Source organism: Dietzia sp. KRD202 (genome assembly GCF_017168155.1).
Lineage (GTDB): Bacteria > Actinomycetota > Actinomycetes > Mycobacteriales > Mycobacteriaceae > Dietzia > Dietzia kunjamensis.
The window spans coordinates 3,081-28,134 of sequence record NZ_JABFAN010000019.1; the positions used below are offsets into that span (position 1 = coordinate 3,081).

Annotated in this window: 24 protein-coding genes; 12 read left to right on the forward strand and 12 right to left on the reverse strand. The window is 70.2% G+C overall.

The features are described from left to right. Positions 1-98: 98 nt before the first annotated feature. The 4 genes from J1M64_RS15625 to J1M64_RS15640 form a co-directional block, all read right to left on the reverse strand. A complete protein-coding gene (locus J1M64_RS15625; RefSeq protein ID WP_206474786.1) occupies positions 99-1,700 on the reverse strand; it encodes an ABC transporter substrate-binding protein in 1,602 nt (533 codons plus the stop codon). Positions 1,701-1,853: 153 nt separating this feature from the next. Beyond that, complete coding sequence (locus J1M64_RS15630; RefSeq protein ID WP_206474788.1) at positions 1,854-3,458, reverse strand: ABC transporter substrate-binding protein; 1,605 nt, start codon at positions 3,456-3,458, stop codon at positions 1,854-1,856. Beyond that, positions 3,455-4,522: an ABC transporter ATP-binding protein gene (locus J1M64_RS15635; RefSeq protein WP_119192567.1), complete on the reverse strand. Its 1,068-nt coding sequence runs from the start codon at positions 4,520-4,522 to the stop codon at positions 3,455-3,457. Before J1M64_RS15635 ends, J1M64_RS15630 begins: the two co-directional genes overlap by 4 nt. Beyond that, positions 4,519-5,487, reverse strand: a complete 969-nt coding sequence (locus J1M64_RS15640) for an ABC transporter ATP-binding protein (protein WP_307872461.1) — start codon at positions 5,485-5,487, stop codon at positions 4,519-4,521. Before J1M64_RS15640 ends, J1M64_RS15635 begins: the two co-directional genes overlap by 4 nt. A 267-nt stretch (positions 5,488-5,754) precedes the next feature. Between J1M64_RS15640 and J1M64_RS20445 the strand changes: the two genes are divergently transcribed. From J1M64_RS20445 to J1M64_RS15655, 3 genes are all read left to right on the forward strand, one after another. Beyond that, complete coding sequence (locus tag J1M64_RS20445; RefSeq protein ID WP_119192569.1) at positions 5,755-6,873, forward strand: ABC transporter permease; 1,119 nt, start codon at positions 5,755-5,757, stop codon at positions 6,871-6,873. Then, entirely contained in the window at positions 6,866-7,789 is a 924-nt protein-coding gene (locus tag J1M64_RS15650) for an ABC transporter permease (protein WP_067716439.1), read from the forward strand. Before J1M64_RS20445 ends, J1M64_RS15650 begins: the two co-directional genes overlap by 8 nt. Positions 7,790-7,858: 69 nt before the next feature. Next, entirely contained in the window at positions 7,859-8,563 is a 705-nt protein-coding gene (locus J1M64_RS15655) for a TetR/AcrR family transcriptional regulator (RefSeq protein ID WP_163375515.1), read from the forward strand. Here the strand turns inward: J1M64_RS15655 and J1M64_RS15660 are convergent. Together J1M64_RS15660 and J1M64_RS15665 are read right to left on the reverse strand one after the other, a co-directional pair. After that, complete coding sequence (locus tag J1M64_RS15660; protein ID WP_067716444.1) at positions 8,519-9,349, reverse strand: formylglycine-generating enzyme family protein; 831 nt, start codon at positions 9,347-9,349, stop codon at positions 8,519-8,521. The genes J1M64_RS15655 and J1M64_RS15660 overlap by 45 nt on opposite strands. Before the next feature lie 134 nt (positions 9,350-9,483). Next, positions 9,484-10,068, reverse strand: a complete 585-nt coding sequence (locus J1M64_RS15665) for a TetR/AcrR family transcriptional regulator (RefSeq protein ID WP_119192604.1) — start codon at positions 10,066-10,068, stop codon at positions 9,484-9,486. Between the two features lie 113 nt (positions 10,069-10,181). Between J1M64_RS15665 and J1M64_RS15670 the strand changes: the two genes are divergently transcribed. Both J1M64_RS15670 and J1M64_RS15675 read left to right on the forward strand, forming a co-directional pair. Continuing rightward, on the forward strand, positions 10,182-11,081 hold the full coding sequence (locus J1M64_RS15670) for a TauD/TfdA family dioxygenase (RefSeq protein ID WP_119192572.1): 900 nt from the start codon (positions 10,182-10,184) through the stop codon (positions 11,079-11,081). Further along, positions 11,078-13,471, forward strand: coding sequence for a sulfatase-like hydrolase/transferase (locus tag J1M64_RS15675; protein ID WP_374220859.1), 2,394 nt, complete (start codon positions 11,078-11,080; stop codon positions 13,469-13,471). The genes J1M64_RS15670 and J1M64_RS15675 overlap by 4 nt, the downstream gene beginning before the upstream one ends. A 25-nt stretch (positions 13,472-13,496) precedes the next feature. On the opposite strand, the gene J1M64_RS15680 is transcribed toward J1M64_RS15675, so the two are convergent. Genes J1M64_RS15680 through J1M64_RS15690 form a run of 3 tightly spaced genes read right to left on the reverse strand, consistent with a single transcriptional unit; the run spans position 13,497 to position 15,926 of the window. Then, positions 13,497-14,681: an NAD(P)/FAD-dependent oxidoreductase gene (locus J1M64_RS15680; RefSeq protein WP_206474789.1), complete on the reverse strand. Its 1,185-nt coding sequence runs from the start codon at positions 14,679-14,681 to the stop codon at positions 13,497-13,499. A gap of 4 nt (positions 14,682-14,685) precedes the next feature. Next, positions 14,686-14,952: a hypothetical protein gene (locus J1M64_RS15685; RefSeq protein WP_067716453.1), complete on the reverse strand. Its 267-nt coding sequence runs from the start codon at positions 14,950-14,952 to the stop codon at positions 14,686-14,688. A 32-nt stretch (positions 14,953-14,984) separates the two neighbouring features. Next, complete coding sequence (locus tag J1M64_RS15690) at positions 14,985-15,926, reverse strand: aspartate dehydrogenase domain-containing protein (protein ID WP_206474790.1); 942 nt, start codon at positions 15,924-15,926, stop codon at positions 14,985-14,987. 214 nt (positions 15,927-16,140) lie between these two features. Between J1M64_RS15690 and J1M64_RS15695 the strand changes: the two genes are divergently transcribed. Next, a complete protein-coding gene (locus tag J1M64_RS15695; protein WP_206474791.1) occupies positions 16,141-17,985 on the forward strand; it encodes an NAD(P)/FAD-dependent oxidoreductase in 1,845 nt (614 codons plus the stop codon). A gap of 56 nt (positions 17,986-18,041) precedes the next feature. Continuing rightward, entirely contained in the window at positions 18,042-18,707 is a 666-nt protein-coding gene (locus tag J1M64_RS15700; protein ID WP_206474793.1) for a TetR/AcrR family transcriptional regulator, read from the forward strand. Positions 18,708-18,729: 22 nt separating this feature from the next. On the opposite strand, the gene J1M64_RS15705 is transcribed toward J1M64_RS15700, so the two are convergent. Further along, positions 18,730-19,029, reverse strand: a complete 300-nt coding sequence (locus J1M64_RS15705) for an EthD family reductase (protein ID WP_206474795.1) — start codon at positions 19,027-19,029, stop codon at positions 18,730-18,732. A gap of 154 nt (positions 19,030-19,183) precedes the next feature. On the opposite strand from J1M64_RS15705, the gene J1M64_RS15710 reads away from it, so the two are divergent. Further along, the gene (locus J1M64_RS15710) at positions 19,184-19,378 is read left to right on the forward strand and encodes a hypothetical protein (protein WP_206474797.1); all 195 of its coding nucleotides are present in this window, start codon (positions 19,184-19,186) and stop codon (positions 19,376-19,378) included. 72 nt (positions 19,379-19,450) lie between these two features. Continuing rightward, positions 19,451-19,927 carry an SRPBCC family protein gene (locus tag J1M64_RS15715; protein ID WP_206474799.1) on the forward strand — a complete coding sequence of 159 codons (477 nt, stop codon included), beginning with the start codon at positions 19,451-19,453 and terminating at the stop codon, positions 19,925-19,927. Here the strand turns inward: J1M64_RS15715 and pgi are convergent. Further along, positions 19,924-21,606 (reverse strand): glucose-6-phosphate isomerase, encoded by a 1,683-nt coding sequence (pgi, locus tag J1M64_RS15720; RefSeq protein ID WP_206475009.1) that lies wholly within the window; start codon positions 21,604-21,606, stop codon positions 19,924-19,926. The two genes, J1M64_RS15715 and pgi, sit on opposite strands and share 4 nt — an antisense overlap. Positions 21,607-21,762: 156 nt before the next feature. Here pgi and J1M64_RS15725 point away from each other — a divergent pair, with 156 nt between their 5' ends. From J1M64_RS15725 to fgd, 3 genes are read left to right on the forward strand one after another with little or no spacing between them, the layout of a single operon-like run. Next, complete coding sequence (locus J1M64_RS15725; protein WP_241261650.1) at positions 21,763-22,563, forward strand: SDR family NAD(P)-dependent oxidoreductase; 801 nt, start codon at positions 21,763-21,765, stop codon at positions 22,561-22,563. 38 nt (positions 22,564-22,601) lie between these two features. After that, a complete protein-coding gene (locus J1M64_RS15730) occupies positions 22,602-23,486 on the forward strand; it encodes a TIGR03619 family F420-dependent LLM class oxidoreductase (protein WP_206474801.1) in 885 nt (294 codons plus the stop codon). A gap of 46 nt (positions 23,487-23,532) precedes the next feature. Continuing rightward, positions 23,533-24,552 (forward strand): glucose-6-phosphate dehydrogenase (coenzyme-F420), encoded by a 1,020-nt coding sequence (gene fgd / locus J1M64_RS15735; protein ID WP_206474803.1) that lies wholly within the window; start codon positions 23,533-23,535, stop codon positions 24,550-24,552. A 45-nt stretch (positions 24,553-24,597) separates the two neighbouring features. Here fgd and J1M64_RS15740 read toward each other — a convergent pair. Further along, on the reverse strand, positions 24,598-25,054 hold a 457-nt coding region (locus J1M64_RS15740), incomplete at its 5' end, for a hypothetical protein (RefSeq protein WP_206474804.1).

Sequence of the window (25,054 nt, forward strand, 5' to 3'; positions counted from 1 at the left end):
GCCTCGCCCCACCCCGGACAGCCAACGGCCCCGGATCCCGTGGAGATGTCTCCGGGATCCGGGGCCGTCGGCGTTCGAGAGGCGGGCGGGCCGCGCGATCACTCCTGGACGAACGCCCAGTCGAAGAACATCGTGGAGTACAGGCTCGGCGAGACGCCCTTGACGGAGTCGTCGACCACCACGTACTCCTGCGCATTGGCCATCACCGCGAACGGCACGACCCGGTTGTAGACCTCCTGCAGGTCGGTCGCCGCGGCCTTCTGCGCCTCGAGGTCGCCGGCGGCCTTGAACGCGGTCACGGCCTTCGTGAGCTCGGGGTCGTCGACGCCCGGGATGTTGAGTGAGCCACCGGGGGTCATGGCGCTGGCGAAGGTGGAGGCCGGGTCGGCGTCCGAGGGGGACAGCCCGCCGATGACGGCCTCGTAGTCGCCGGTGAACTGGCGGGCCACGACCTGCGCGACCGGCTGGCTCTGGATGGTGACGTTGAAGCCCGCCGCGTCGAGCAGCGCCTTCACCGCCACGCCGGACTCCATGTTCTCCGGGCTGTCCGCCACGAGCAGGGTGAGCTCGCCGTTCCAGTCCGGACGGTCGGCCTTGACCTCGTCGATGAGAGCGGTGGCCTGCTCGACGTCGAACTCGGGGCCCTGCTGCCCGTCGTAGAAGCGTGAGGACTCCGCGATGATGGCGGACGTGGGCTGGCCGAGACCGCCGGTGAGGCGCTGATCGATGAGCTCCCGGTCGAGCGCCATGGCGAACGCCTGACGGGCCCGCTCGTCGGTGAGGACGCCGTCGTATCCCGCGTTACCGGCGTTGAGGTTGACGATGGAGCCGGCGCTGGTGATGGTCTCGAAGCCCCGGTCGCCGGCGTCCTGGGCGGCGGTGACGGTCTTGGCGCCACGCAGGAACCCGACCTGGACCTCGCCGGTCTGGAACGCCTCGTAGGTGCCCTGGGAGCCGGGGATGCGGATGAACTCGAGGGTGGGGCAGACGGGACCGCCGTAGTAGTCCGGGTTGGGCTCCAGCACCAGCTCCTGGTCCGGGATGTACTCGGAGACCGTGAACGCGCCGGCACCGATCGGGTTGCGGGCCCACTGGGCGGGGTCCGCGGCCTCGTAGGCGTCCTTGGGGATCACCTCGCCCGCGGTCCCGGCCAGGAGGATCGGGAAGCCGGCCCACGGCTCGGTGAGCGTGAACTCGACGGTCAGCGGGTCCACCACGCGGGCCTGCTCCACCTGCATCGCGTCGGTCATCGCGTTGGAGACGGTCTTCGGGTCCTTGTGGAGGTCGATCGTGAACGCGACGTCCTCGGCGGTGAGCGGATCGCCGTTGGAGAAGGTGACGCCGTCGCGGAGCGTGAGCGTCCACACGGTGTTGTCGTCATTCGCCTCGAGCGACTCGGCCAGCTTGGGCTCGAACTCGGCGGCCTCGGGGTTCCACCGCATGAGGCGGTCGTAGACGGCCGCGGACTCGGTGGCCCCGCGGACACCGAACTGGCCCTGGCCGGGCGCGAACGAGGGGAGCATCGCGTACTCGCCCATGGTGATGGTGCCGCCGACGCGGTCGGCGGTGCAGCGCTCGGACTGGTCCGGGGCGGTGGCGCCGGAGGCCGAGGCGGTGGGATCGGCTCCGCCTCCTCCGCATGCGGTGAGCGCGAGGGTGGTCGCGGCGAGGACGGCCAGGGCGCTGGTGGCGCGGGTCATCTGTTCTCCTGATCGTGAGGGGCGGCGGGCCGGTCGGCTCACCGCTCATAGGTGTTTCCGGCACAGAGATGCCCCGGGCTCTCACCGGTGGGCGGGAGCCCGGGGCACGTCTGTGTGGTACGGGGGCGGCCCGTCAGGACCGCGGGGGAGTGATCACTCCTTCACGAACGCCCCGTCGTACAGGACGGTCGAGGACAGGGTCGGGGTGAGTCCGCCGACCGTGTCGGAGACGGCCACGTACTGCTCGGCGTTGGCCATCACGGTGAACGGCTGCACCTCGTTGAAGACCTCCTGCAGTCGGGTCATCGCCTCCTTCTGGGCGTCGAGGTCCGCGGCGGCCTTGAGCTCGTTGACCGCGGCGGTGAGCTCGGGGTCGTCGATGCCCGTGAGGTTGGTCGCGCCGGTCGGGGTGAACGCGCTGGCGAACGTGGACGCCGGGTCGGCGTCCGAGGTGGCCAGGCCGCCGATCACGATCTCGTAGTCGCCGGTGAACTGACGCGCGGTGACCTGGGAGACCGGGGCGTTCTCGATCTGGACGTTGAACCCGGCCGCGTCCAGCAGCGCCTTGGCGACCACGCCGGCCTCGATGTTCTCGGGGCCGTCGGAGATGAGCATCCGCAGGGAGCCGTCCCAGTCGGGGCGGTCGGCCTTGAGCTCCTCCACGAGCGACTTCGCACGCTCGACGTCGTACGTCGGGCCCTCCTGGCCGTCGAACAGGCGGGAGGACTCGGCGACCAGGGCGGAGGTCGGCTGACCCTCGCCGTCGTACAGTCGCTGGTTCCACAGGTCGCGGTCCATGGCGGCGGCGACGGCCTGGCGGGCGCGGACATCGGTGAGGATGCCGTCGTAGCCGGCCTTGCCGGAGTTCATGTTGATGACCGAGCCGGAGCTGATGAACTCCTCGAAGCCGCGGACCTCGTCGGCCGTGGCCATGTTGACGAACTTGGCGCCGCGCAGGAATCCCACCTGGAGCTCACCGGTCTGGAACGCGTCGTAGGTGCCCTGGGAGCCGGGGATGCGGATGAACTTCAGGGTCGGGCAGACGGGGCCGCCGTAGTAGTCCGGGTTGGGCTCCAGGACGGTCTCCTGGTCGGGGATGTAGTTGCCGACCGTGAAGGCGCCGGCGCCGATCGGGTTGCGGGCCCATTCCTGCGGGTCGGCGGCCTCGTAGGCGTCCTGCGGGATGACCTCGCCGATGGTGCCGGCGAGCGCGACGGGGAAACCGGCCCACGGCCGGGCGAGCGTGAACTCGACGGTGAGGGGGTCGACCACGCGGGTCTCGGAGATCTCCATCGCGTCGGTCATGGCGACCGAGCGGGTGGCGGGGTCCTTGTGCAGGCCGACGGTGAACGCGACGTCCTCCGCGGTGAGCGGGTCGCCGTTGGAGAAGGTGACGCCATCACGCAGGGTGAGGGTCCACACGGTGTTGTCGTCGTTGGCCTCGAGGGACTCGGCGAGCTTGGGCTCGAACTCCTCGGCCTCGGGGTTCCACACCATGAGCCGGTCGTAGACGGCCGCCGACTGCGCGCCGCCGCGGACACCGTACTGGCCCTGGCCGGGCGCGAAGGACGGGAGCATGGAGAACTCGCCCACGGTGATCTCGCCGCCGGCCCGGTCCTCGGTGCACCGCTCGGACTGGTCGGGGGCCTGGCCCTCGGCGCCGCCGGAGGCGGAGGTGGACTCTTCCCCGCCGCCGCAGGCGGACAGGGTCAGGGCGGCGGCCGCGAGGACGGCCATGGCGCTGGTGGTGCGCTTCATCGATTCTCCTGGAGTGGGTGGTGGCACGCGACCTGGTGGCCGGGTGCGATGTCGACCAACGGGGGGCGTTCGGTGGCGCAGATGTCGGTGGCCAGTGGGCACCGGGTTCGGAATCTGCATCCGGATGGGGGGTTCAGGGGCGAGGGCAGCTCGGAGCTGGTCGCGGTGATGGAGTCCTCGCCGAGCGTGTCGGCGAGCGTGCCGCCGAGCGTGGGCGCGGACGAGATGAGGAGCATCGTGTACGGGTGGGCCGGGGCCCGGTACAGCGACTCGGTGTCGGCGACCTCGCAGACGGTGCCGAGGTACATCACCGCCACGCGGTCGGCGATGTTGTGAACCACCGACAGGTCGTGGGAGATGAAGATCATCGTCAGGCGGTAGCGCTCCTTCATCTCCTCGAGGAGGTTGAGGATCTGTGCCTGCACGGAGACGTCGAGGGCCGAGACCGGCTCGTCGCACACCAGCACCTCGGGCTCCAGGACGAGTGCGCGGGCCAGGGCGATGCGCTGGCACTGCCCGCCGGAGAACTCCGACGGGCGGCGGCCGCCGGCGTGCTCGGGGTCGAGTCCGACGGCCTCGAGGGCGGAGTCGACGCGGCGCCGGATCTCCTCGCGTCCACCGTCGACGCCCTGGATCTCGAGGCCCTCGGCCACGATGTCGCGGACCCTGCGGCGCGGGTTGAGGGAGGACACGGGGTCCTGGAAGACCATCTGGATCATCTTGCGGGCCCGGGTCAGGGCCGCCCCGGACAGCGAGCACAGGTCGGTGTCGTCGACCATCACGCGCCCGGAGTTAGGGCGGGGCAGCTGCAGCATCGCCCGGCCGAGGCTGGACTTTCCACAGCCGGACTCGCCGACCAGGGCCAGTGTGGAGCCGCGGGGGACCGTGAGGGAGACGTCCGAGACGGCGTGGACCGTGCCCTTGCGGGTGTGGTACTCGACGGTCACGTGGTCGACGACGAGTTTGTCGGCCCCGTGCTCGTCGACGACGACGTCGGCATCGGCCGGAGGGCGCGCGTTCTCCGGCTCGGCCGAACCGGTGAGGTGGGGGGAGGGGACGGTCATGATGCCTCGCTGGTGGTGCTGGAAGTGGCGGGGACGAGCGGGTGATGGCACGCGGCGCGATGGATTTCAGCGATGGGGACACCGAACCGCGGTGTCACGTCGGGTGCCGTCGCCAGGTCCTCGAGCGGCGGGTCCACGGCGAGGCAGTCGTCGGCCACACGCGGGCAGCGGGGTGCGAACCGGCAGCCGGCGGGCATCTCCCGCAGGTTCGGCGGGCGTCCCTCGATCACGGTGAGCCGGGTGTGCGGCGGCAGGTCGGGACGCGGGATCGAGTCCAGCAGCGCCCCGGTGTACGGGTGTGCGGGCTCGTCGAGCAGGGCCCGGGTGTCGCCCACCTCGAGGAACCGTCCGGCGTACATGACCCCGATCCTGTCGGTGTGCTGCGAGACCACCGCGAGGTCGTGGCTGACGAGGATCATCGCCATGTCCGAATCGGCCTGCAGCCCGTGCAGCAGGTCGAGGATCTCGTGCTGCACCGTCACGTCGAGCGCGGTCGTGGGCTCGTCGGCGATGAGGAGCTTGGGCGAGCAGGACAGGGCGATCGCGATGCCGACCCGCTGGCGCATGCCGCCGGAGAGCTGGTGCGGGTATTCGGAGAGCCGGGCGCGCGGTGAGGGGATGCGCACCCGGGTCAGCAGCTCGACCGCGTGGTCGGTGGCCTCGCGGCGGCTCAGTCCCAGGTGGTGGCGCAGCGGGTCGGTGATCTGGCGGCCGATGGTCCGGATCGGGTTGAGCGAGGTCAGCGGGTCCTGGAACACCATGGCGATCTCGCGGCCCCAGAACTTCTGCGCCTCGCGCTGGGACAGGGACAGGACGTCCCGGCCGTCGAAGCGGACCGTGGAGCCCTGATCGACGCGGGCGGTGGTCGGCGCGATGCCCATGATCGACCGCACGAGCATCGACTTGCCCGAGCCGGACTCGCCCACGATGCCGATCGTCTCGCCTCGGCGCAGGGAGATGTTCACCCCGTCGACGGGCGTGATGCGACCGTCGGGGGTGTCGATGTGGGTGCGCAGGTCGCGGACCTCGAGCAGCAGGTCGGGGTCCGAAGGCCCGTGTCCGCTGGGTGCTGCGGCGGCGATGGCTGCCTCCTGGGGTTGGTGTCTCGGACGGGGATCTAAGACAACTGCTTAGAACGTGTTGCTGTGATGAGTATCACGGCATAGGGTGTCCACGTCAAGGTGATTAAGAAGCCGCCTCAGGCGGTGACTCAAACGAAGGGGTCTCCCCACGTGCTCAGGTTCATTGGCGAACGCGCTCTGCACGCGGTCGTCGTCGTCGTACTCGCGACCATCGGCGCGTTCTTCCTGATGGAGGCCGTTCCCGGCGACTCCGCGGCATCCGCCGTGGGGCCGGGCGCGACCGCGGAGCAATACCAGGCAGCCCGGGAGGAGCTGGGTCTCGACGACCCGGTCACCACCCGGTTCGCGGAATGGGTCGGCAGCATGGCCTCCGCTGACCTGGGCAACTCGCTCATCCCGCCCAACCAGCCGGTCACCGAGATGATCGGCAACGCGCTGCCGGTCACCATCCAGCTGGCGTTCCTGTCGATCATCCTGTCGCTGGCGATCGCGGTCCCGGTGGCGGTGTGGTCGGCCTACCGCCGTGGTGGGGTGTTCGACCAGGTCGCCTCGGTCGTCGCGTTCGCGTTCATCTCGGTGCCCAGCTTCGTGGCCGGCCTGCTGCTGATCTACCTGCTGGTGTTCAACCACTCCTTCGCGCAGCAGCTCATCCTCGGCGCGGCCGTCGTGATCGGGCTGGTGGTGGCGCTGTCGCCGCTGGGCCGTCGGGGCGGGCGCGGGGCACCCGGCGTCACCTGGGGCCGGTCCCTCATCGCCGGTCTCGCGGTGGGCGGGGTGATCGCCCTGATCGCGCTGTTCCTGCCCGAGTTCCCCCGCCAGGGCTACGCGCCGCTGGCCGAGGGGCTGGGGGAGAACCTGCGCAGCATCATGCTGCCCGCGCTCACCCTCGCGCTGATGGAGGTCGCGATCTTCACCCGCGTCCTGCGGACCGACATGATCTCGACCCTGCAACAGGACTTCGTCCTGTCCTCGCGCGCGAAGGGCATGCCGACCGGCCACGTCCTGGTCAAGGAGGCCCTGCGGCCGTCGACGGTCTCGATCATCACCCTCGCCGGCATCAGCCTCGGTCGCCTCATCGGCGGGACGGTGGTCGTCGAGCGGCTGTTCAACCTGCCCGGGATGGGCAGCATGATCGTCGACGCCGTCCAGAACGACAACCTGCCCGTGGTGCTCGGCGGTGTGATCGTCATCGCCGTCTTCTACGTCGTGGTCAACATGACCGTCGACGTCACCTATGCACTCATCGACCCGAGGATCCGCCGTGGCTGACAACGACCCCACCCGTTCCACCGTCGCCTCGACCGCGACCGCGACCATCGCCGCGGAGGCGCCCGCCCGGCGCAAGCTGCGCCTGCCGAAGCTCTCCGCGGTCGGCACCCTGCTCGCCCTCGGGTGGACCGCCCTCATCGTTCTCGGCGCGTTGATCGTCGACTTCCTGCCGCTGGCCGAGGCGCGCGACCCGCAGTTCGCGCTGACGACCCGCTCCCTGCTGCCGCCGGATCTGCTCACCGCGCATCCCCTGGGCACCGACCGGCAGGGCCTCGACATCCTCGGCGGCCTGCTCTACGGCGCCCGGGTCTCCATCGTGGTGGGCATCGGCGGTGTCGTCATCGGCGCCCTCATCGGCGGCGCGCTGGGCCTGGTGGCCGGCTACAAGGGCGGCTGGGCCGACCGGATCGTCTCCATCATCAGCGACGTCCTGCTGGCGTTCCCGTCGCTCATCCTGCTCATCGCGATCGTCACGGTCCTCGACCCGACGCTGCTCAACGTCACCCTGGCGCTGGGGATCATGGTGGTGCCGTCGTACGCACGGCTCGTCCGCGCCAACGCGATGAGCTTCGCCGGCCGCGAGTTCGTCACCGCCGCCCGGTCGCTCGGTGCGGGCGAGACCCGCATCATGCTGCGCGAGGTGGCCCCCAACATCGTGGCGCCGGTGCTGTCCTACAGTTTCATGCTCGTGGCGGTGCTGATCGTCGCGGAGGCCTCGCTGAGCTACCTGGGGCTGAGCATTCCTCGGCCCGAACCGACGTGGGGCAACATGATCAGCGCCGGTCAGTCCGATTTCGAGAGGTACCCCGGACTGGTGGGGATTCCCGCCATCGTCCTGTTCCTCACGGTGTTGAGCTTCAACCAGCTGGGCGAGGCCGCCGGCCGCAAGTGGAGCCCCGGAGCGGCCAAGATCTGATCGACGCCGACCGGCCCGGTCCGGCGGCGGTACGGGCACGTGTTCAATCAAGCCGGAGGAAGGGGCCCGATGGACCCGACGAATGAACCCTCGGTCGAGGGAGCCGCCCAGGCGAAGGACGCCAAGACGGCGATGCTCGAGATCGCCGAGCAACTGATCAGCGAGAGCGGTCTGGACCGGGTCTCGATGCGCGACGTCGCCACCGCCGCCGGGCAACGCAACAACTCCGCGGTGCAGTACCACTTCGGCAGCCGCGACGGTCTCATCCTGCAGGTGCTGCGGCGCCGGCTGGCCGCCCTCGACGTCGATCGCCGGCAGCGGTTGGCGGAGATCGACGAGCAGGGCCTGGGCACCGACCTCGCGACTCTCGTGCGGGTGCTGTTCGAGCCGATCGTCGAGCTGCTCCGGTCCCAGCCCGAGTCCACCTATTACGCACGGTTCCTGCAGCGGGTCGGACCTGTCATGGCCCCCGGGATCCCGGAGGCGCAGTTGCGCACCGCGACCGACGACGTGGTGGTGCGCCTCATCGATGTGCTCTCCCACCTGCCGCGGCGGGTGGCGTTCGAACGTATCGACCTGGCCACCCAGATGTTCACCGGTGCACTGGCCGTTTACGAGGACCGTCGGGACGCCCGGAACGCCGTGGTCAACGCCGACTTCGACAAGGTCGTCGCCCATCTCTACGACATGGTCGAGGCCGCGCTGCGTGCAGGGGTCGGACCAGGGGAGTCACACGTCGCGGACGCACCGGAAGCCGAGGTTGGCAGTAGCTGAACCGGCGGTGTTCGCGGATCGGGCCGCCACCCGGTATCGGTGGCAGTACGACTCGTGGCACAGGTAGGAACCTCCCCGCATCACGCGCCACGTCTCGTCGCCCGGGCTCCCGTCGGGGCGCGGACCGCGGGGATCCTCTCGGGGCGAGACCGCGTAGTAGCCGGGGTCGAACACGTCGGCGCACCATTCCCACACGTTGCCGACCATCTGGTGCAGGCCGTATCCGTTCGGCCGGAACGCGCGTACCGGGGCGGTCGTCAGGTGGCCGTCGTCGAGCGTGTTGTGGGAGGGGAACCGTCCCTGCCACACATTGAGACCCCACCGACCACGCGGGGTCAGCTCGTCGCCCCACGGGAAGCGGGCCCCGGCGAGGCCGCCCCGTGCCGCGTACTCCCACTCCGCCTCGGTGGGCAGGCGGGCCCCCGCCCATTCGCAGTAGGCCGTCGCGTCGTTCCAGGACACGTGCACGACCGGGTGGTTCTGCACAGCGGTGATCGAGGACCGGCGCCCGCCGGGGTGGCGCCAGTCGGCTCCCCGCACGGCCACCCACCACGGCGTGGAATCCAGGTGGTGGAGGACGTCGGCCGGGTCGGCCTCCACGGCGAGATGGAACACCGGCGAGACGCCGAGGTCCTCCGCGTCGGTCACGTACCCGGTGTCCTTGCAGAACCTGGCGAACTGGGCGTTGGTGACGGCGCACTCGTCCATCCGGAACGAGCGCAGGCTCACCTCGTGCAGGGGTAGCTCCCCGTCGTCGGGGTACCCCTCGTCGAAGTGGTCGCCCATCACCGACGTCCCGCCGGGAATCAGGACCTGCCGGCGGGGACGGTCGGCTCCACGGCCCGGGGACCGCGGGCCCCGCAGGTTCGGCCCGTCGGGAGGGGGCGGGGCGCCCGGTGCGCAGCAGGCCCTCGTCGTCGTCATCGTCCTTCCCCGGCTCCCCGGCCCGTGACCACCTCGGACAGGAGTTCCGCCATCCGCGTGTCGACGTCCTCGCGGTCGGCGGCTCCGACGTCCAGGACGTCGAGGATCTGGTCGCGCAGAACCGGCCAGGCATAGATCACCGTGAGGGCGAGCGCGAGATGCAGTTCGCCGGCCGGCGGGGGATCGGTCATGCGGGACACCGCGCCGGCGGGCCGGACCGAGGCGTCGATCAGCGGCCGCGACACGGCGTCCGGATCCAGGGACAGCCACACCAACAGGCGGCTGAAATCCGGGTTCTCGACGGCTCCGGTGAGCATGGAGTGGACGGCCCGGCCGGCATCGTCGTGGTCTCCCACCCGGGCGGTGCCGTGCCGCAGGCCGTCCTCGAGTACCGCAGACAACAGGTCGTCCTTGTTCCCGATGTGTCGGTGGATGAGACCGAGGTTCACCCCCGCGGCCTCGGCCACCAGGCGCAGGGGCGCCCGTGGCCCGCGGGCCGCGAAGATCCGGCGGGCGGTGCCGAGAACGGCGCGGCGTACTGCGTCTCGTCCGACGGGGCGATCCGATTCGGGGAGATCCATGGACGCCACTGTAGACGATCGTCTACAGTCACGGTTGAGCACGCTGTAGACAGATGTCTACGCCTCGCGCGTCGTCCCCTCGACCAGGCCCACCGGCCACGGAAGGAACCCCCATGCAGGTCACGATCGGCGATCACGACATCGAGTTCGGCCCCAAGCGGATGCGGCTGACGGCCGACGATGCCCCGCCCGCCACCTACCATCACATCGGCGTGCGGCCCGTCACCCCGTTCATCGGAGCGGACGTCGAGGGCGTCGACCTCGCCGCCCCGTCACCCGAGCAGATCTCCGAACTCAAGACCGCGCTGCTCGAGAGGAAGGTGCTCTTCTTCCGGGACCAACAGCACGTCACCGCCCACCAGCACCGCGACTTCGCCGCCCACTGGGGCGACCTGGAGGTCCACCCGCTCCTCGACCAGGGGGAGATCCCCGAGGTCGTGAGGTTCGACCGCGGACAGGACAACCCGGGCATGGAGAACATCTGGCACGTGGACGTCACCTGGCAGGACCGGCCCCCCATGGGGTCGGTGCTGCGGGCGATCCAGGTCCCCGATGCCGGCGGCGACACCCTGTGGTCGGACATGGGCAACGCCTACGACGCGCTGCCGGACGAGATCAAGGAGCGGATCGACGGGCTGACGGCCACACACGACTTCACGCCGTCGTTCGGCCGGAGCATGTCCCCCGACAAGCTCGCCGAGATGCAGAAGCGCTACCCGCCGCAGCACCATCCGGTGGTCCGCACGCACCCCGAGACCGGCCGCAGACTCCTGTTCGTCAACAGCCTGTTCACCACCGGTATCGACGGCATGGACCCGGTCGAGGGCAGGGAGTTGTTACGGCGCCTGCTCGACCAGGTCAAGATGCCCGACTTCCAGGCACGCCTGCGTTGGGCCCCGGGCACGGTGGCGTTCTGGGACAACCGGGCCACCCAGCACTACGCGTGCAGTGACTACTTCCCCCATCGTCGGGTCATGGAGCGCGTCGCCATCGTCGGGGACGTGCCGGCATGAGCCCGTCAGACGACGCGTTCCCCGAGGCCGGTCTCGACCGTCACGTCCTGCCCGTGCGGCGGCTCGCCGGTCGGGTGCCCGCTGAGATGGACCGCCGCGACCAGCAGGACGGGTTCCCGGGCGTCGAGCAGATCCGCCCACCGCAGGGGGCGCCCAACGTCCTGCTGGTGATGCTCGACGACGTGGGGTTCGGCACGTCCTCGGCGTTCGGGGGCCCCTGCCGCACCCCGACCATCGAGCGCCTCAACCACGACGGGGCGGGGTACACGCGGTTCCACACCACCGCGCTGTGCTCGCCGACCCGCGCCGCGACCCTCACCGGGCGCAACCACCACAGCGTGGGGATGGGCGTGATCGCCGAGATGAGCACCCGCGCACCCGGATACACGGGCATGCGGCCCGACTCGGCGGCCACCATCGCCCGGGTGCTGCGCGGCAACGGCTACGCCACCGGCGCGTTCGGCAAGATGCACCAGACCCCGCCGTGGGAGACCACGGCCGCCGGGCCGTTCGACCGCTGGCCCACCGAGGAGGGGTTCGACACGTTCTACGGGTTCCTGGGCGCCGAGGCGGACCACTTCACCCCGGTCCTCTACGACGGGCGTCGACAGGTGGAGCCGCCCCGGACGCCGGAGGAGGGATACCACCTCACCGAGGACCTGGTGGACCACGCCGTCCAGTGGGTCGAGAACGTCTCCGCCGTGGCCCCCGACATGCCGTGGTTCTGCTACCTGCCGCTGGGCGCGGTCCACGCGCCGCTGCACGTCCCCGAGTCCTATCGCGACCGGTACGTCGGCGAGTTCGACGACGGCTGGGACGCCCTGCGTGAGCGGACCCTGGCGCGCCAGAAGGAACTGGGAGTGGTCCCCGAGGACACCGAGCTCGGACCATGGGCGCCCGGTCTGCCGCACTGGGACGAGCTCGACGACGACGAGAAGAAGGTCGCCGCCCGACTCATGGAGCTGTACGCCGGGTTCCTCGAGCACACCGATGACCAGGTGGGGCGACTCATCGACCATCTCGACTCGACGGGTGCGCTGGAGAACACCCTGGTCCTGTACATGGTCGGGGACAACGGCGCCTCCACGGAGGGCGGCCGGCTGGGCGCGTTCAACTACCTCGCCGGACTCAACGGGCTGCCCTCGACCACCGAGGAACTGCTGGCCAAGTGGGACGATCTCGGCGGCCCCGACTCGTACCCGCACTTCCCGTCGTCCTGGGCGCTGGCGCTGAACACCCCCTACCAGTGGGCCAAACAGGTCGCCTCCCACTACGGCGGGACCCGGAACGCCCTCGTCGCGCACTGGCCGGGCCGGATCGCCGAGCCGGGCAGGTTGCGCCACCAGTGGCACCACTGCGTGGACATCGCCCCCACCATCCTCGAGGCCGCGGGCCTGCCGATGCCGCACACCGTGGACGGCGTGGCGCAGAAGCCGTTGGAGGGGGTGGGCATGACCTACACCTTCGACCAGCCCGACGCCCCGGACCGGCACACCACCCAGTACTTCGAGATCTTCGGCAACCGCGGGATCTACGACCACGGGTGGACCGCCGTGACCGCGCAACGGGCGCCCTGGCTGATGGCCACCTCCGGCGTCGACCTCACGCCGCTGGCGGACAGTACATGGGAGCTCTACGACACCCGCGCGGACTGGTCGCAGTCCCGTGACCTCGCCGCAGAGCACCCCGAGATCCTCGAGCGGTTGACGATGAAGTTCATCGCCGAGGCCGCGCGGTACGACGTCCTGCCGCTGGACGACAGCACCGTGGGACGCCAGGCCGGCGTCGACAACCGCCCACCCCACCCCATGGGCGGCCGCTCGTCGATCACCCTGTACCCGCACATGGACGGGCTCAACGAGAAGGCCGCGCCCAAGCTGCTCAACCGTGCGTTTCGTCTCACGGCGTCGCTGGAGGTCCACGGAGGCGATTCCCCCGCGGCCGGGTCCTGCGAGGGTGTGCTGCTCAGCCTGGGCGGCCGCTTCGGTGGCATGACGCTGTACATCGTCGACGGGGTGCCCGTCTTCGAGTACAACTTCTTCGGTCGACACCACGGCCGGGCAGCCGGCAGCGAACCGCTCGCCGCGGGTGCGCGCATCGTCGAGCTCGAGTTCGCCTACGACGGAGGGATCGCGGCGGGCGCGGACCTGCGCCTGCTCGTCGACGGTGAGCAGGTGGGGCAGGGGCGCATCGCCGTGACGGCCCCCGCGATGTTCAGCATGAACGAGACCCTCGACATCGGGCGCAGTCGGGGGAGCGCGGTGAGCACCGCGTACGAGGGATCGTTCCCGGTCCGCGGCGCCACGCTCCACCACGTGCAGGTGGATCTCGGTCGCGGCAGTGAACTCCCGCAGGCGCGACGGGACGAGATCGAACTGGCCACCCACTGACCTCGGCGACGGACCGGTCGCCGGGTCAGACCCGGCCGCGCAGGAGCTTGCGGAAGTACACGACGGGCTGGACGAACCGGTCGAACGCGTACGTCATCCGTCGCGGGGCGGAGAGGTCGATCCCCGGCACCGACGGGGCCGGCCGGCCGTCCCGGTCGTGCTCGTCGAGCACCAGTCGGCCCCTGCTCACGGCCACGGGGATGACCGTGTAGCCGTCGTACTCCTTCAGCGGCTCACCGTCGCGGGCGGCGCGCAGGTTGTCGGCCACCACCGCGACCTGGTCGCGCAACGCGCCACCGGACGGGCGGGTGTCCACGGTCGCGGCGTCCCCCAGTCCCCACACCGTCTCGTGGCGCGTGTGGCGCAGGGTGCGGGGGTCCACCTCGACGAGCGTGGCGGCGTCGCCCGTCGCCAGGCCCGAGTCGGCGACGAATCGCGGTGCGCGGCTGTCCGGGGTGACGTAGGCGAGGTTGACGTGCTCGAGGGTCACCGGGGCGGGGCCGCCGAGCGAGACGGTCCGGGCGGCGTGGTCCACGGCGGTCACCCGTGTGTCGGCGTGCACCGTGATGCCGTAGTCCTCGATGAACGGCTGCAATCGGGAGTCGATCTTCTCCAGTCCGAGCAGTCCGCCGAACGGGGTCACCAGGTGCACGTCGATCCGGTCGAGCACCTCGGCCCGCCGCCACCGGTCGCACGCCAGGAACATCGCCTTGAGCACCGTCCCGCCGCAGGATGCCGGCTCGGGCGGAACCGAGAACACCACGGTGCCCTCACGTTCACGCACGAGGGCGGCACATGCCCGACCGGCGTACTCGGGCACGTGGGCGGACACCGCCCAGCCGTCGACGTAGGCCTCCTGCAGTCCCGGAATCTCCTCCCAGTGCGGGGTGAGACCGGGGCACAACACCAGGTCGCGGTAGCTGACGGACGCGCCGCTGTCGAGGGTGACGGTCCGGGCGTCGGGATCGACGCGGGTGGCCGCGTGCGGCACGAGTTCGACCCCGTCCGGGACCACGGTCGCCATGGCCCGCTCGTAGCGGGACATGCGTGCCTGCCCGGCCGCGGCGTAGTTCAGCATCGGCCGGTAGCGGTGCACCGGGCTGGGGTCGATGAGCGCGATGCCGCCCACGCCATCGCGCCTGAGGCGGGCCGCCAGGGAGACCCCGGCATTGCCTGCCCCGACGATCACGGTGTCGAACGCGGCGGGCATGGCTCTAGAACACCTCGAACGCGTAGCCGACGAGGCCGACCACCAGGAGGAGGACGACGATGGCGATGACCACTATCCACACGACGGGACTCGTGCGTCCCGGCTGAGGAGTCGGGCTCTGCCGCTCCGTGGGGGCCTGCTTCCTGGCCGCACTGTCCGACTGCAACGAGGTCGAGTCGGAGTCCGGCGTCACCCCGGCGGGGGCGGAACCGGTGTCATCCACGTCCGGGCTCTGGGCGGGATCCGGGTCTGACGGTCGGGCGTTGGTCATAGTCGCACCTCTCGTTGACTGGGACCCACACGCTAGGGGCTCGGCGGTCGGGCTTCCACCGGTCGGCCTGTCACCGGCCGGTCTTTCGCCTCTCGACGCGACCCGCGGCCCGGGTCCTGGCCGAGCACCACCACGCCCGGCCCCGCGCCCGCCGTGAGTGACGCGAGGACCTCCGCGACCGACCACGCGGTGATCGCCGAGGTGCGGCCGCCGGAGTCGGGGTCCACGGCGTTCTCGAACTGCAGCTCGTAGCGACCCATCGACGAGACCCACTCCACGACGTGGCGGGTGCGACGGACCTCCGGGTCGGCGACGACGACCACCTCGGTCCGGTCCAATCCCAGCGTGGCCAGCGCGAGCGCGACCGAGGCGTTGGAGGTGAGCGGGAACGCCAGCGCGGCCTCGCGGGCCGACCCGCGGAACACCTCCCGTCGCTCGGTGAGCTGCTCGTCGACGTCCAGCGCGGCCGGGCTCTTGATGGTGTAGTGCCGCAGGAGTGCGTCGTCGGTGCCCGCGAGTGCGGCCGCCGAGAGGATGTCGAGTCCGCCCACCGCCCCGGCGGGGACGAGTACGCGACCGGAGGCGGGCCCGCCCGCGAGGAGCTCGCGCGGGTCCGAGTGGCGGGCGAACACCCCGCAGGAGCACACGATGATGTCCTTGCCGCTGGCCGTCACGCGCGGGATGAACTCCTCGGCAGCCTCGATGCTCCCGGCCTCAACGACCACGTCGGCCACCTCGATGGCGTCGGTGATCTCCTCGTCCGTGCTGCGGGAGCGGAGGACATCGCCGAGCCTGGCCCCGGGGACGTCGCCCCGCTCGAGTGCCTCGATGACCGCGCTGCCGATCGCGCCGGCACCGATCACGGCGACCACCAGCGGCCGGGTGCGCGCGGCCTGATCGGCTGAGCCGGTCACATCGACCGGGCTCGCCGCGGAACCGGCCGGGTCGGGCGAGGGGGAGCGCGGAGGGGTCATGGTGAGGCCACCGTACCTACTTTGATCAGCCATGACCCGTCGCTGTGGGACGTGCCCGCGACCTGACCGACCCGTCCGAACCCCCGTTGGCCTGTTGCGCACATCACACAGTGTATGTAATGCTCGTCACAACTTGACGGAGCGTCAAGTTTGATCGACACCCCGTCCACGGAACCCCTCCCCGCGGACGCACCCTTCGCCAAAGGACACCAGCATGGCCTTCACCCTCCCCGAGTCGCAGATCCCCCTCGACATCGATTTCGACCCCGACCACCTCCGTCAGCGTTTCGAGGCGGACAAGCAGGCCCGCCTGCGCTGGGACCAACTGGCCCAGTTCCAGGGCCTGGAGGATGTGCTCGAGGTGGACGACACCGATCCGTTCTCCGACCCGATCACCCGCGAGCCGGTCACCGAGGAGCTCGACACCCTGGTCCTGGGTGGCGGGTTCGGGGGGCTGACCGCCGGTGCCTACCTCACGCAGAACGGCGTCGAGGACTTCCGGATCGTCGAGTACGGCGGCGACTTCGGCGGCACCTGGTACTGGAACCGCTACCCGGGCGTCCAGTGCGACATCGAATCGCACATCTACATGCCGCTGCTCGAGGAGACCGGGTACATCCCCAGCCAGCGCTACGCCGACGGCTCCGAGATCTTCGAGCACGCGCAGCGCATCGGCCGGCACTACGACCTCTACGACAAGACCTACTTCCAGACCCGCGCCACCCACGCGCAGTGGGACGAGCAGTCCCAGCGCTGGGAGGTCACCACCGACCGCGGCGACCGGTTCCGCACCCGCGTCCTCATGCGCTCCAACGGCGCACTGACCAAGCCGCAGTTGCCGAAGGTGCCCGGGATCGCGGACTTCGAGGGCAAGATTTTCCACACCAGCCGCTGGGACTACGACTACACCGGCGGATCGGCGGCCGGGAACCTCGAGAACCTGCGCGACAAGCGCGTCGCCGTGGTGGGCACCGGCGCCACCGGCGTACAGGTGGTGCCCTACCTCGGTGAGGACGCCGAGGAGTTGATCGTGGTGCAGCGCACGCCGAGCGTCGTGCAGCCGCGCAACAACCGCAAGACCGACCCACGGTGGGCCGAGTCGCTCCAGCCCGGTTGGCAGTACGAGCGGCACGACAACTTCAACGGGATCATCTCCGGGCACGAGGTGGACGGGAACCTGGTCGACGACGGCTGGACCCACCTGTTCCCGCAGTTGACGGGCCAGCCCCTGGTGGACACGCCCGTCGGTGAGCTCCCGGAGGCGGACCAGGCGCTGGTCGCCGAGCTCGCGGACATGAAGCTGCTCATGGGCGCCCATCAGCGGGTCGACTCGATCGTCACGGATCCCGCGACCGCCGACGGTCTCAAGCCGTGGTTCGGTTACATGTGCAAGCGACCGTGCTTCAACGACGAGTACCTGCAGACGTTCAACCGGCCCAATGTCACCCTGGCGGCGTCGCCGACCGGGATCGACGGGATCACCTCCACGGGGATCGTGGTGGCGGGCACGCACTACGAGGTCGACTGCATCATCTTCGCCACCGGCTTCGAGACCGGGTCCGGCCCGGCGGGCATCTACGGCTACGACGTGATCGGGCGCGACGGTCACTCGATGCAGGAGTACTTCTCCGAGGGCGCCCGGACCTACCACGGGTTCTTCACCCACGGGTTCCCGAACTTCGTCGAGCTGGGGATGTCGCAGACCGCCTACTACGTCAACTTCGTCTACATGCTCGACCGCAAGGCCCGGCACGCCGCACGACTCGTCAAGCACCTGCTCGACAACGATCTCGGCACCTTCGAGCCGACGGCCGAGGCCGAGGCCGAGGCCGACTGGGTCGCCGAGGTGCGCCGGTCCAACGAACCGCGTGAGGCCTACTGGGGTGCGTGCACCCCGGGGTACTACAACGGGCAGGGCGAGGTGTCCAAGGCGGTGTTCCGCGACGTGTACAACTCGTCCGAGATCGACTTCTGGAACATGATCGAGGACTGGTGGCACTCGGGTCGCTTCGAGGGGTTGGTCTTCGAGTCGTCCCGCACCGCGGCCCCGGTGGCCTGAGCGACGGGCCGCACGCCTGTGGGACGCCATTCCCCGCGACCCTAGGATTGGCGATCATGGTTTCCGGCCCGTCTTCGACACCGACACCGGCCTCCGACGCTGTCGACGGCCGTCGCAGGCGTCTCCCGAAGGGCGAGGTCCAGCGGCAGGTCATCCTCGACGGCTTCGAGAAGCTGCTCGGCGATATGCCGGCGCTGGACATCTCGGTCAAGGACATCACCGAGGCCGCCGGGATCAAGCGGCCGAATTTCTACTTCTACTTCGAGTCCAAGGACGACGTTCTGGGTGAGTTGGTCGGCCGGGCGTGGGATGCCTGGGTGCAGACCATCGGGAGCTACCACCGCCGGGCCGGGGAATCGCATTCCGACTACTTCGATCGGTTGTTCGGCCAGTCCTACGCCGCGTGGGTGGAACACGACCAGGTGATGGTGGCGGGTGTCCAGGCGACGGGATACGACGACAAGGTGAGGGCCCGCTGGACCGAACTGGTGACCGGGTTGAATCGTCACCTCTCGGAGCAGATGGGGCGAGACGCGGAGGCCGGGCTGATCGCCCCGTTGTCCGATGACCACGGGGCGATCGTGGAGAGGCTGACGGACATGATCGTCATGGCCTTCTACAAGGACCGGTCGCTCAAGCCCGCCGAGGCCGAGTCGGCGCGGATGCTGGCGTCCGTCAAGGCGATCTGGCTCGGGTCATGGGGAGTGGCGGACGTCCGGTGAGGCTGTTCCCCGGCGCTGCCGGCTACTCGGTGCTGCCGACGAGCATGGACGGGGTGACGCCGAGGTTGGCGCCGTCCGCCACCAGGGCCCGGCCCTCCTCGGTGGACATCGCAGCACCCATCGCCTCGGCGTCCGCGAAGAACAGCTGGGCCATGAGGTGGAATTCGGGTGCGGAGCCGTCCGGGCCGGGCAGGAAGCGCGTGACCTTGGCGTCCTCGAGGCCGGGCACCTTGAGGGCGAGGGGGATGTGCGTCCCGGTGTAGTACTCGTCGAACTTCTCCACGTCGTCGGGGGTGCCGTACAGGACAGTGAGAGTGATCAAGGGGAATCCTTTCGAGGGGCGCCCGGCCCGATGGCCGACCGTGGGGTGTCGTAGCGGTGATGATGCCCCAGACCACGGCGCCACGGGCCCGGTCCGTCAGGCGAGTCCGCACTGATCCGTTGATCCCGTCCCGGGCTGGCTCTAGCGTGAACCCATGAGGTCACACGCGGCAGGACCGCTGGTCGGGCTGGGGCTCCTCTACGGGGCCGGGGTGGGCACCGTCCTCGGAGTCGTGATCGTCGGCGCCCCGAACCTGGCCACCTGGATCGTGATGGGCGCGGGCATCGGTGTGGTCGTGGGGAGCGCCGCCGAACTGTGGCGTGACGTGGCACGACGAACCGCGCACTGACGCCCGCGGTACCGGCCGCGGCCCTTTCGTGATGTGATCCGATCCCGAGAACTCCGGAAGGACCGATCTGCCATGACCGCCATCACCACCGTCGACCGCGGCCCCCGCGTCGTCGCCCGCAGTGTCACCGTCAACGCCCCCGCCGAGGAGCTGTTCGCGCTCGTCACCGACCCGCGGAAGCACGGCCTCGTCGACGGATCGGGAACGGTCCGCGACAACGTCAAGGGCCCGTCGACCCTGTCCGAGGGCGCCAAGTTCACCACCTCGATGCGCATGTACGGCGTCCCGTACCGCATCACCAGCACGGTCACCGAGTACATCGACACGCCCGACCAGAAGGTCATCGAGTGGGCGCACCCCGCGGGCCACCGCTGGCGCTGGGAGTTCACCCCGACCGCGAATGGGCGTACCGAGATCACCGAGTGCTTCGATCCCCGGCCCTCGAAGATCGGCAAGGTCTTCGAGAAGATCGGCGTAGCCGACCAGAACGCGTCCGGCATCACCGAGACGCTCTCGCGCCTGGCCGCGAAGTACGAGACCGCGGGCTAGCCGCGGCCGGCCGGCCCGACACGGCCGCGTGCAGCCCGGTAGCGGGTGATGAGGGCCGCGGTGGAGGAATCCAGGTCGACTCCGCCGGGGTCGATCTCGCCGGGTTCGTCCGAGGCGAGTGCCGGGTACAGGTCGCGGGCCTGCTTCTTCCCCAGTTCGACCCCCCACTGGTCGAAGGCGTTGATGTTCCAGATCGCCCCCTGGACAAAGACGACATGTTCGTACAGGGCGATGAGCTGTCCGAGCACGCCCGGGGACAGAGTGGGCGCGAGGATCGTCGTCGAGGGACGGTTGCCGGGCATCACCCGGTGGGGGACGAGAGCGGCCTCGGTGCCGTCGGCCCTCAGCTCGGTCTCGGTCCGGCCGAAAGCCAGCACCCGGGACTGGGCGAACATGTTGCTCACGAGCAGGTCGTGCATGGCGGCGCGGTCGTCGGCCGCCATCGTTCCGTCCGAGGGGCGGGCGATGCCGACGAAGTCGACGGGGACGAGGTGGGTGCCCTGGTGCAGGAGTTGGAAGAACGCGTGCTGACCGTTCGTCCCCGGCTCACCCCAGTAGATCTCCCCGGTGGGGTAGTCCACCGGGGAGCCGTCGAGCCGGACCGACTTGCCCAACGATTCCATGGCCAACTGCTGGAGGTACGCGGGGAAGCGGGCGAGATCGTGCGCATAGGGGATGACGGCCCTGGACTGGGCGCCCAGGAAACTCGTGTACCAGACGCCCAGTAACCCCATGAGCAGTGGCGCGTTTCGATCGTCCGCCGCGGTGACGAAGTGCTCGTCGATCGTGCGCATGCCCTCCAGGAACTCGGTGAAGACCCCGGGCCCGAGGGTGAGCATGCAGCTGAGCCCGATCGCGGACCCCACCGAGAAGCGGCCACCGACCCAGTCCCAGAAGCCGAACACCGCCTCCTCGGCGATGCCGAACGCGGCCACCTCGTCGGACGCTGTCGAGACCGCGACGAAATGCGCGGCCACGGCGTCCTCCGCGCCGAGGCGATCGAGAAACCATCGACGGGCGGCGTGGGCGTTCGCGAGGGTCTCCTCGGTGGTGAACGTCTTGGAGGCGACGATCACCAGGGTGGTCTCGGGGTCGATCCCGGCCAGGGCGGAGTCGAGGTCGCGGGGGTCGACGTTCGACACGTAATGGGCGGTGATCCCGCCCGTCTGCAGGGGGCGTAGGGCCCGGTCGACCATCGCGGGTCCGAGATCCGATCCGCCGATGCCGATGTTGAGCACCGTGGTGATCTTCCTGCCGGTGTACCCGGTCCATTCCCCGCTCCGGACCCGCTCGGCGAAGGCGGTCATCGTCCGGAGCGTCTCGTGGACGTCGACGATCACGTCGCGACCATCCTGGGTCAGCGTGTCATCGGCGTCTCGTCGGAGAGCCGTGTGGAGGACGGCACGGTCCTCCGTGGTGTTGATGCGGTCGCCGCGGAACATGGCCGCGCGGCGGCCCGGCAGGTCCGCGACGCGCGCGAGGCCGAGGAGCGCGGTGACGACCTCATCGGTGACCAGGTTCTTGGACAGGTCGATATAGAGATCGCCTGCCGTCACGCCCAGTCGTGTCCCGCGGTCGGGATCGCGGTCGAACAACCTGCGCAGGGTGGTCTCCCCCGTCGAGGCCGCCAGCGCCTCGAGCATTCGCCACTCATCGGTGGTGCTGATGTCCCTGTCGATGCTGTTCACGGGCAGTCCTTCGGTGTGGTGGCGGAGGGGGGCGGAGCTGACGATACCGCGGTGTACACGCTTGACTACAGTTTCTGTACACAAGTGACTACAGTGGCGGTGGCGGGTCGATGCCCCCGACCGGCTGCACCTACGTGAGAGGCCTCGATGACCAACTCGAGCACGACGATGATCCCCGCCCGTGCCGCGGCCCGCCTGTCCGGGAAGGTGGCTGTCGTGACCGGCGCCGGACAGGGCGTGGGTCGGGGGATAGCCCTCGCCCTGGCCGAATCCGGGGCAGCGGTGCTGCTGGTGGGCCGGACACTGCGCAAGCTCGAATCGGTGGCCGAGGAGATCCGCGCCACCGGCGGCACCGCGGACTCCCTGGCCGTCGACATCACCGACGACACCGCGGCGGAGTCGATCGTCGCGACGGCGGTGACGTGGCTGGGCTCGGTGGACATCCTGGTGAACAACGCGAACCTCGCCGAACCGATGCCGCTGGACGAGTGCTCGGACGCCGCGTTCCGCACGGCATTCGAGGCCGGCCCCCGGGCCTCGCTGAGCCTGATGAAGCTCGCCCGCCCGTACATGGTCGCGCGGGGTGGCGGGGTGGTGATCAATCTCGTCTCCTCGGCCGCGGTCCGGTGGGACGCGGCGGACTACGGCGTCTATGCGGCGGTGAAGGAGGCGATCCGGGCGCTCACCCGGGCGGCCGCCTGCGAATGGGGCGCTGACGGGATCCGAGCCCTCAACGTCGCTCCCCACGCCCACAGCCCCGGCCTCGACTGGTGGATGCGCCACAACCCGGAGGAGGCCGAACAGTTCATCGCCGGCATACCGGCCGGGCGGGTGGGCGACCCGGTGGCGGACATCGGCCGGCCCGTGGCGTGGCTGTGCACGGCGGAGGCGTCCTACCTCACCGGCGTGACCGTCCCGCTCGACGGTGGTCAGTCCCGGTGGGGCTGACCACCACATCCACGATTTCCGACAGAAGAGGTCACACCATGCAGTTCTCCGTTCCGGTCGCGTTCAGCCCGATCGACCAACTCCTCGGCCTGGCCCGCGCGGCCGAGGACGCGGGCTTCGCCCGCGTCACGCTCCCCGATTCGCTGTTCCTGCCCCACCGGCAGGACGCCGACTACCCCTACACGCCCGACGGGTCGCGGATGTGGGACGAGCACACCCCGTGGGTCGAACCACTGACCGCCATCGCAGCAATGGGCGTGGTCACCTCGACCATCAGGTTCTGCCCGCAGGTCCTCAAACTCGGCCCCCGTCAGCCCCTGCTGCTGGCGCGGCAGTTGTCCACGGTCTCCCACCTGACCGGGGGGCGCGTCGACCTGGGGGTGGGGATCGGCTGGGATCCCAACGAGTTCGCGTGGTGCGGCGTCCCGTACCCGGGGCGCGGCAAGAGGGTCGACGAGATGCTCGAGATCATCCGCCTGGCCGGTGACGGCGGGTGGTTCGAATACCACGGTGAGCACTTCGACTTCGACCGCCTCACCCTGGACCCGCCGCCCGTGACCCAGGTGCCGTTCTACGTGGGCGGGCACACCGCCCCGGCCCTCCGCCGAGCCGTCCGGATCGGCCAGGGGTGGACCTCGGCGATGATGGGATACGACGAGATCGCCGCCACCATCACCCGCCTCGGCGACCTGCTCGAGGCCGACGGCCGCTCCCTCGCCGACCGCGGGGACGGCCGGCCGTTCGAGGTTCAGGTGGCCTGCACCGACCGATACGGCAGCCGCGGTTTCGCCCAACTCGAGGAGGCGGGGGTCACCGATGTCATCGTCATCCCGTGGCTGATCGAGGGCCACGGATACGACGCCCCGCTGGACGCCAAGTGCGAGTCGATCGCCCGGTTCGGCGAGAAGTACATCAGCGCATGACCTCGACACACATCAACCACACCTCTACGACCCCAAGGAGCCCCGCATGCCCGAGACCCCGCCTGTGAAGCTCGGTTACAAGGCGTCGGCCGAGCAGTTCGGTCCGCGCGATCTGGTGGAGTTCGCCGTGATGGCGGAGCAGGCGGGCATGGATTCGGCCACGGTGTCGGATCATTTCCAGCCCTGGCGCCACGACGGCGGCCACGCGCCGTTCTCGTTGGCGTGGATGACGGCGGTGGGGGAGCGCACCGAGCGGCTGCAGTTGGGGACCTCGGTGCTCACCCCGACGTTCCGGTACAACCCGGCCGTGCTCGCCCAGGCGTTCGCCACCATGGCGTGCCTCTACCCGGGCCGGGTGTTCCTGGGCGTGGGCACCGGCGAGGCGCTGAACGAGATCGCGACCGGCCACCGGGGCGAGTGGCCGGAGTTCAAGGAGCGGTTCGCGCGCCTGCGTGAGTCGGTTCGTCTCATGCGCGAGTTGTGGACGGGTGAGACGACGAACTTCGAGGGCGACTTCTACTCGACCAAGGATGCCTTCCTCTACGACGTGCCCGAGGGTGGTGTGCCCGTCTTTGTCGCCGCGGGCGGTCCGGTGGTGGCCAAGTACGCCGGCCGGGTGGGCGACGGGTTCATCTGCACCTCCGGCAAGGGGATGGAGCTGTACACCGACAAGTTGCTCCCGGCCGTGGAGGAGGGAGCGCAGATCAATGAGCGGGACTCGGCGCAGATCGACCGGATGATCGAGATCAAGATCTCCTACGACCCCGACCCTGAGGCGGCGTTGGAGAACTGCCGGTTCTGGGCGCCGCTGTCCCTGACCCCGGAGCAGAAGCATTCGGTGGATTCGCCGCGGGAGATGGAGCGGCTCGCGGACGAGCTGCCGATCGAGCAGGTCGCCAAGCGGTGGATCGTCGCCTCGGATCCCGACGACGCCGTCGAACAGGTCAAGAAGTACGTCGACGCGGGCCTGAACCACTTGGTCTTTCACGCCCCCGGACACGACCAGAAGCGCTTCCTCGACCTCTTCACATCCGACCTCGAACCGCGACTGCGTCGCCTCGCGTAGGCGCCGCGGGCGGGCAGGTGACCCGCCCGGCCGCCCACCCCGCGCTCAGGCCCGGGTGAGCAGCAGCGGCGCCGCCGCGACCCGCGACCAGGGTCCGCCCGCGAAGGTCAGGCCGATCAGGCGCCGGTCGTCGAGCGGCCGGAACTCGTCCCGCACCCAGCGCCACGGCACCGGGCTCGAGGCGCCGTACGCGCAGACGATCACCTGACCGTCGTCGAGCCACGAGGACTCCAGCGTCACCCGCATCGGCAGGGTCTCCCGTGGCGGGCGGCCCTCGTCGTCGTCGACCAGGTTCATCGCGCCGCCCCCGGGGGCGAAACGCTTGCCCTGCCAGCCCGGCATGCCGCCGAGCGCGATCGCGCGCGGTGCCGCCACCCTCAGCGGGGCGGGGCCGAGAAAGGTGACGACGTAGTCACCGGGGGCGGGCAGGTCGGTCGGCGGCGTGGCCTGCGAGAACAGGGCGCGCAGTCGACCGAGCGAGGTCGGCAGGGCGGCGGTCACG

Bases quoted from the DNA above. Each gene is read 5' to 3' on its own strand.
- J1M64_RS15625 (WP_206474786.1), bottom strand. From the start codon at position 1,700: ATGACCCGCGCCACCAGCGCCCTGGCCGTCCTCGCCGCGACCACCCTC.
- J1M64_RS15630 (WP_206474788.1), bottom strand. From the start codon at position 3,458: ATGAAGCGCACCACCAGCGCCATGGCCGTCCTCGCGGCCGCCGCCCTG.
- J1M64_RS15635 (WP_119192567.1), bottom strand. From the start codon at position 4,522: ATGACCGTCCCCTCCCCCCACCTCACCGGTTCGGCCGAGCCGGAGAAC.
- J1M64_RS15655 (WP_163375515.1), top strand. From the start codon at position 7,859: ATGGACCCGACGAATGAACCCTCGGTCGAGGGAGCCGCCCAGGCGAAG.
- J1M64_RS15660 (WP_067716444.1), bottom strand. From the start codon at position 9,349: ATGGGCGACCACTTCGACGAGGGGTACCCCGACGACGGGGAGCTACCC.
- J1M64_RS15665 (WP_119192604.1), bottom strand. From the start codon at position 10,068: ATGGATCTCCCCGAATCGGATCGCCCCGTCGGACGAGACGCAGTACGC.
- J1M64_RS15670 (WP_119192572.1), top strand. From the start codon at position 10,182: ATGCAGGTCACGATCGGCGATCACGACATCGAGTTCGGCCCCAAGCGG.
- J1M64_RS15675 (WP_374220859.1), top strand. From the start codon at position 11,078: ATGAGCCCGTCAGACGACGCGTTCCCCGAGGCCGGTCTCGACCGTCAC.
- J1M64_RS15680 (WP_206474789.1), bottom strand. From the start codon at position 14,681: ATGCCCGCCGCGTTCGACACCGTGATCGTCGGGGCAGGCAATGCCGGG.
- J1M64_RS15685 (WP_067716453.1), bottom strand. From the start codon at position 14,952: ATGACCAACGCCCGACCGTCAGACCCGGATCCCGCCCAGAGCCCGGAC.
- J1M64_RS15690 (WP_206474790.1), bottom strand. From the start codon at position 15,926: ATGACCCCTCCGCGCTCCCCCTCGCCCGACCCGGCCGGTTCCGCGGCG.
- J1M64_RS15695 (WP_206474791.1), top strand. From the start codon at position 16,141: ATGGCCTTCACCCTCCCCGAGTCGCAGATCCCCCTCGACATCGATTTC.
- J1M64_RS15700 (WP_206474793.1), top strand. From the start codon at position 18,042: ATGGTTTCCGGCCCGTCTTCGACACCGACACCGGCCTCCGACGCTGTC.
- J1M64_RS15710 (WP_206474797.1), top strand. From the start codon at position 19,184: ATGAGGTCACACGCGGCAGGACCGCTGGTCGGGCTGGGGCTCCTCTAC.
- J1M64_RS15715 (WP_206474799.1), top strand. From the start codon at position 19,451: ATGACCGCCATCACCACCGTCGACCGCGGCCCCCGCGTCGTCGCCCGC.
- J1M64_RS15725 (WP_241261650.1), top strand. From the start codon at position 21,763: ATGACCAACTCGAGCACGACGATGATCCCCGCCCGTGCCGCGGCCCGC.
- J1M64_RS15730 (WP_206474801.1), top strand. From the start codon at position 22,602: ATGCAGTTCTCCGTTCCGGTCGCGTTCAGCCCGATCGACCAACTCCTC.
- fgd (WP_206474803.1), top strand. From the start codon at position 23,533: ATGCCCGAGACCCCGCCTGTGAAGCTCGGTTACAAGGCGTCGGCCGAG.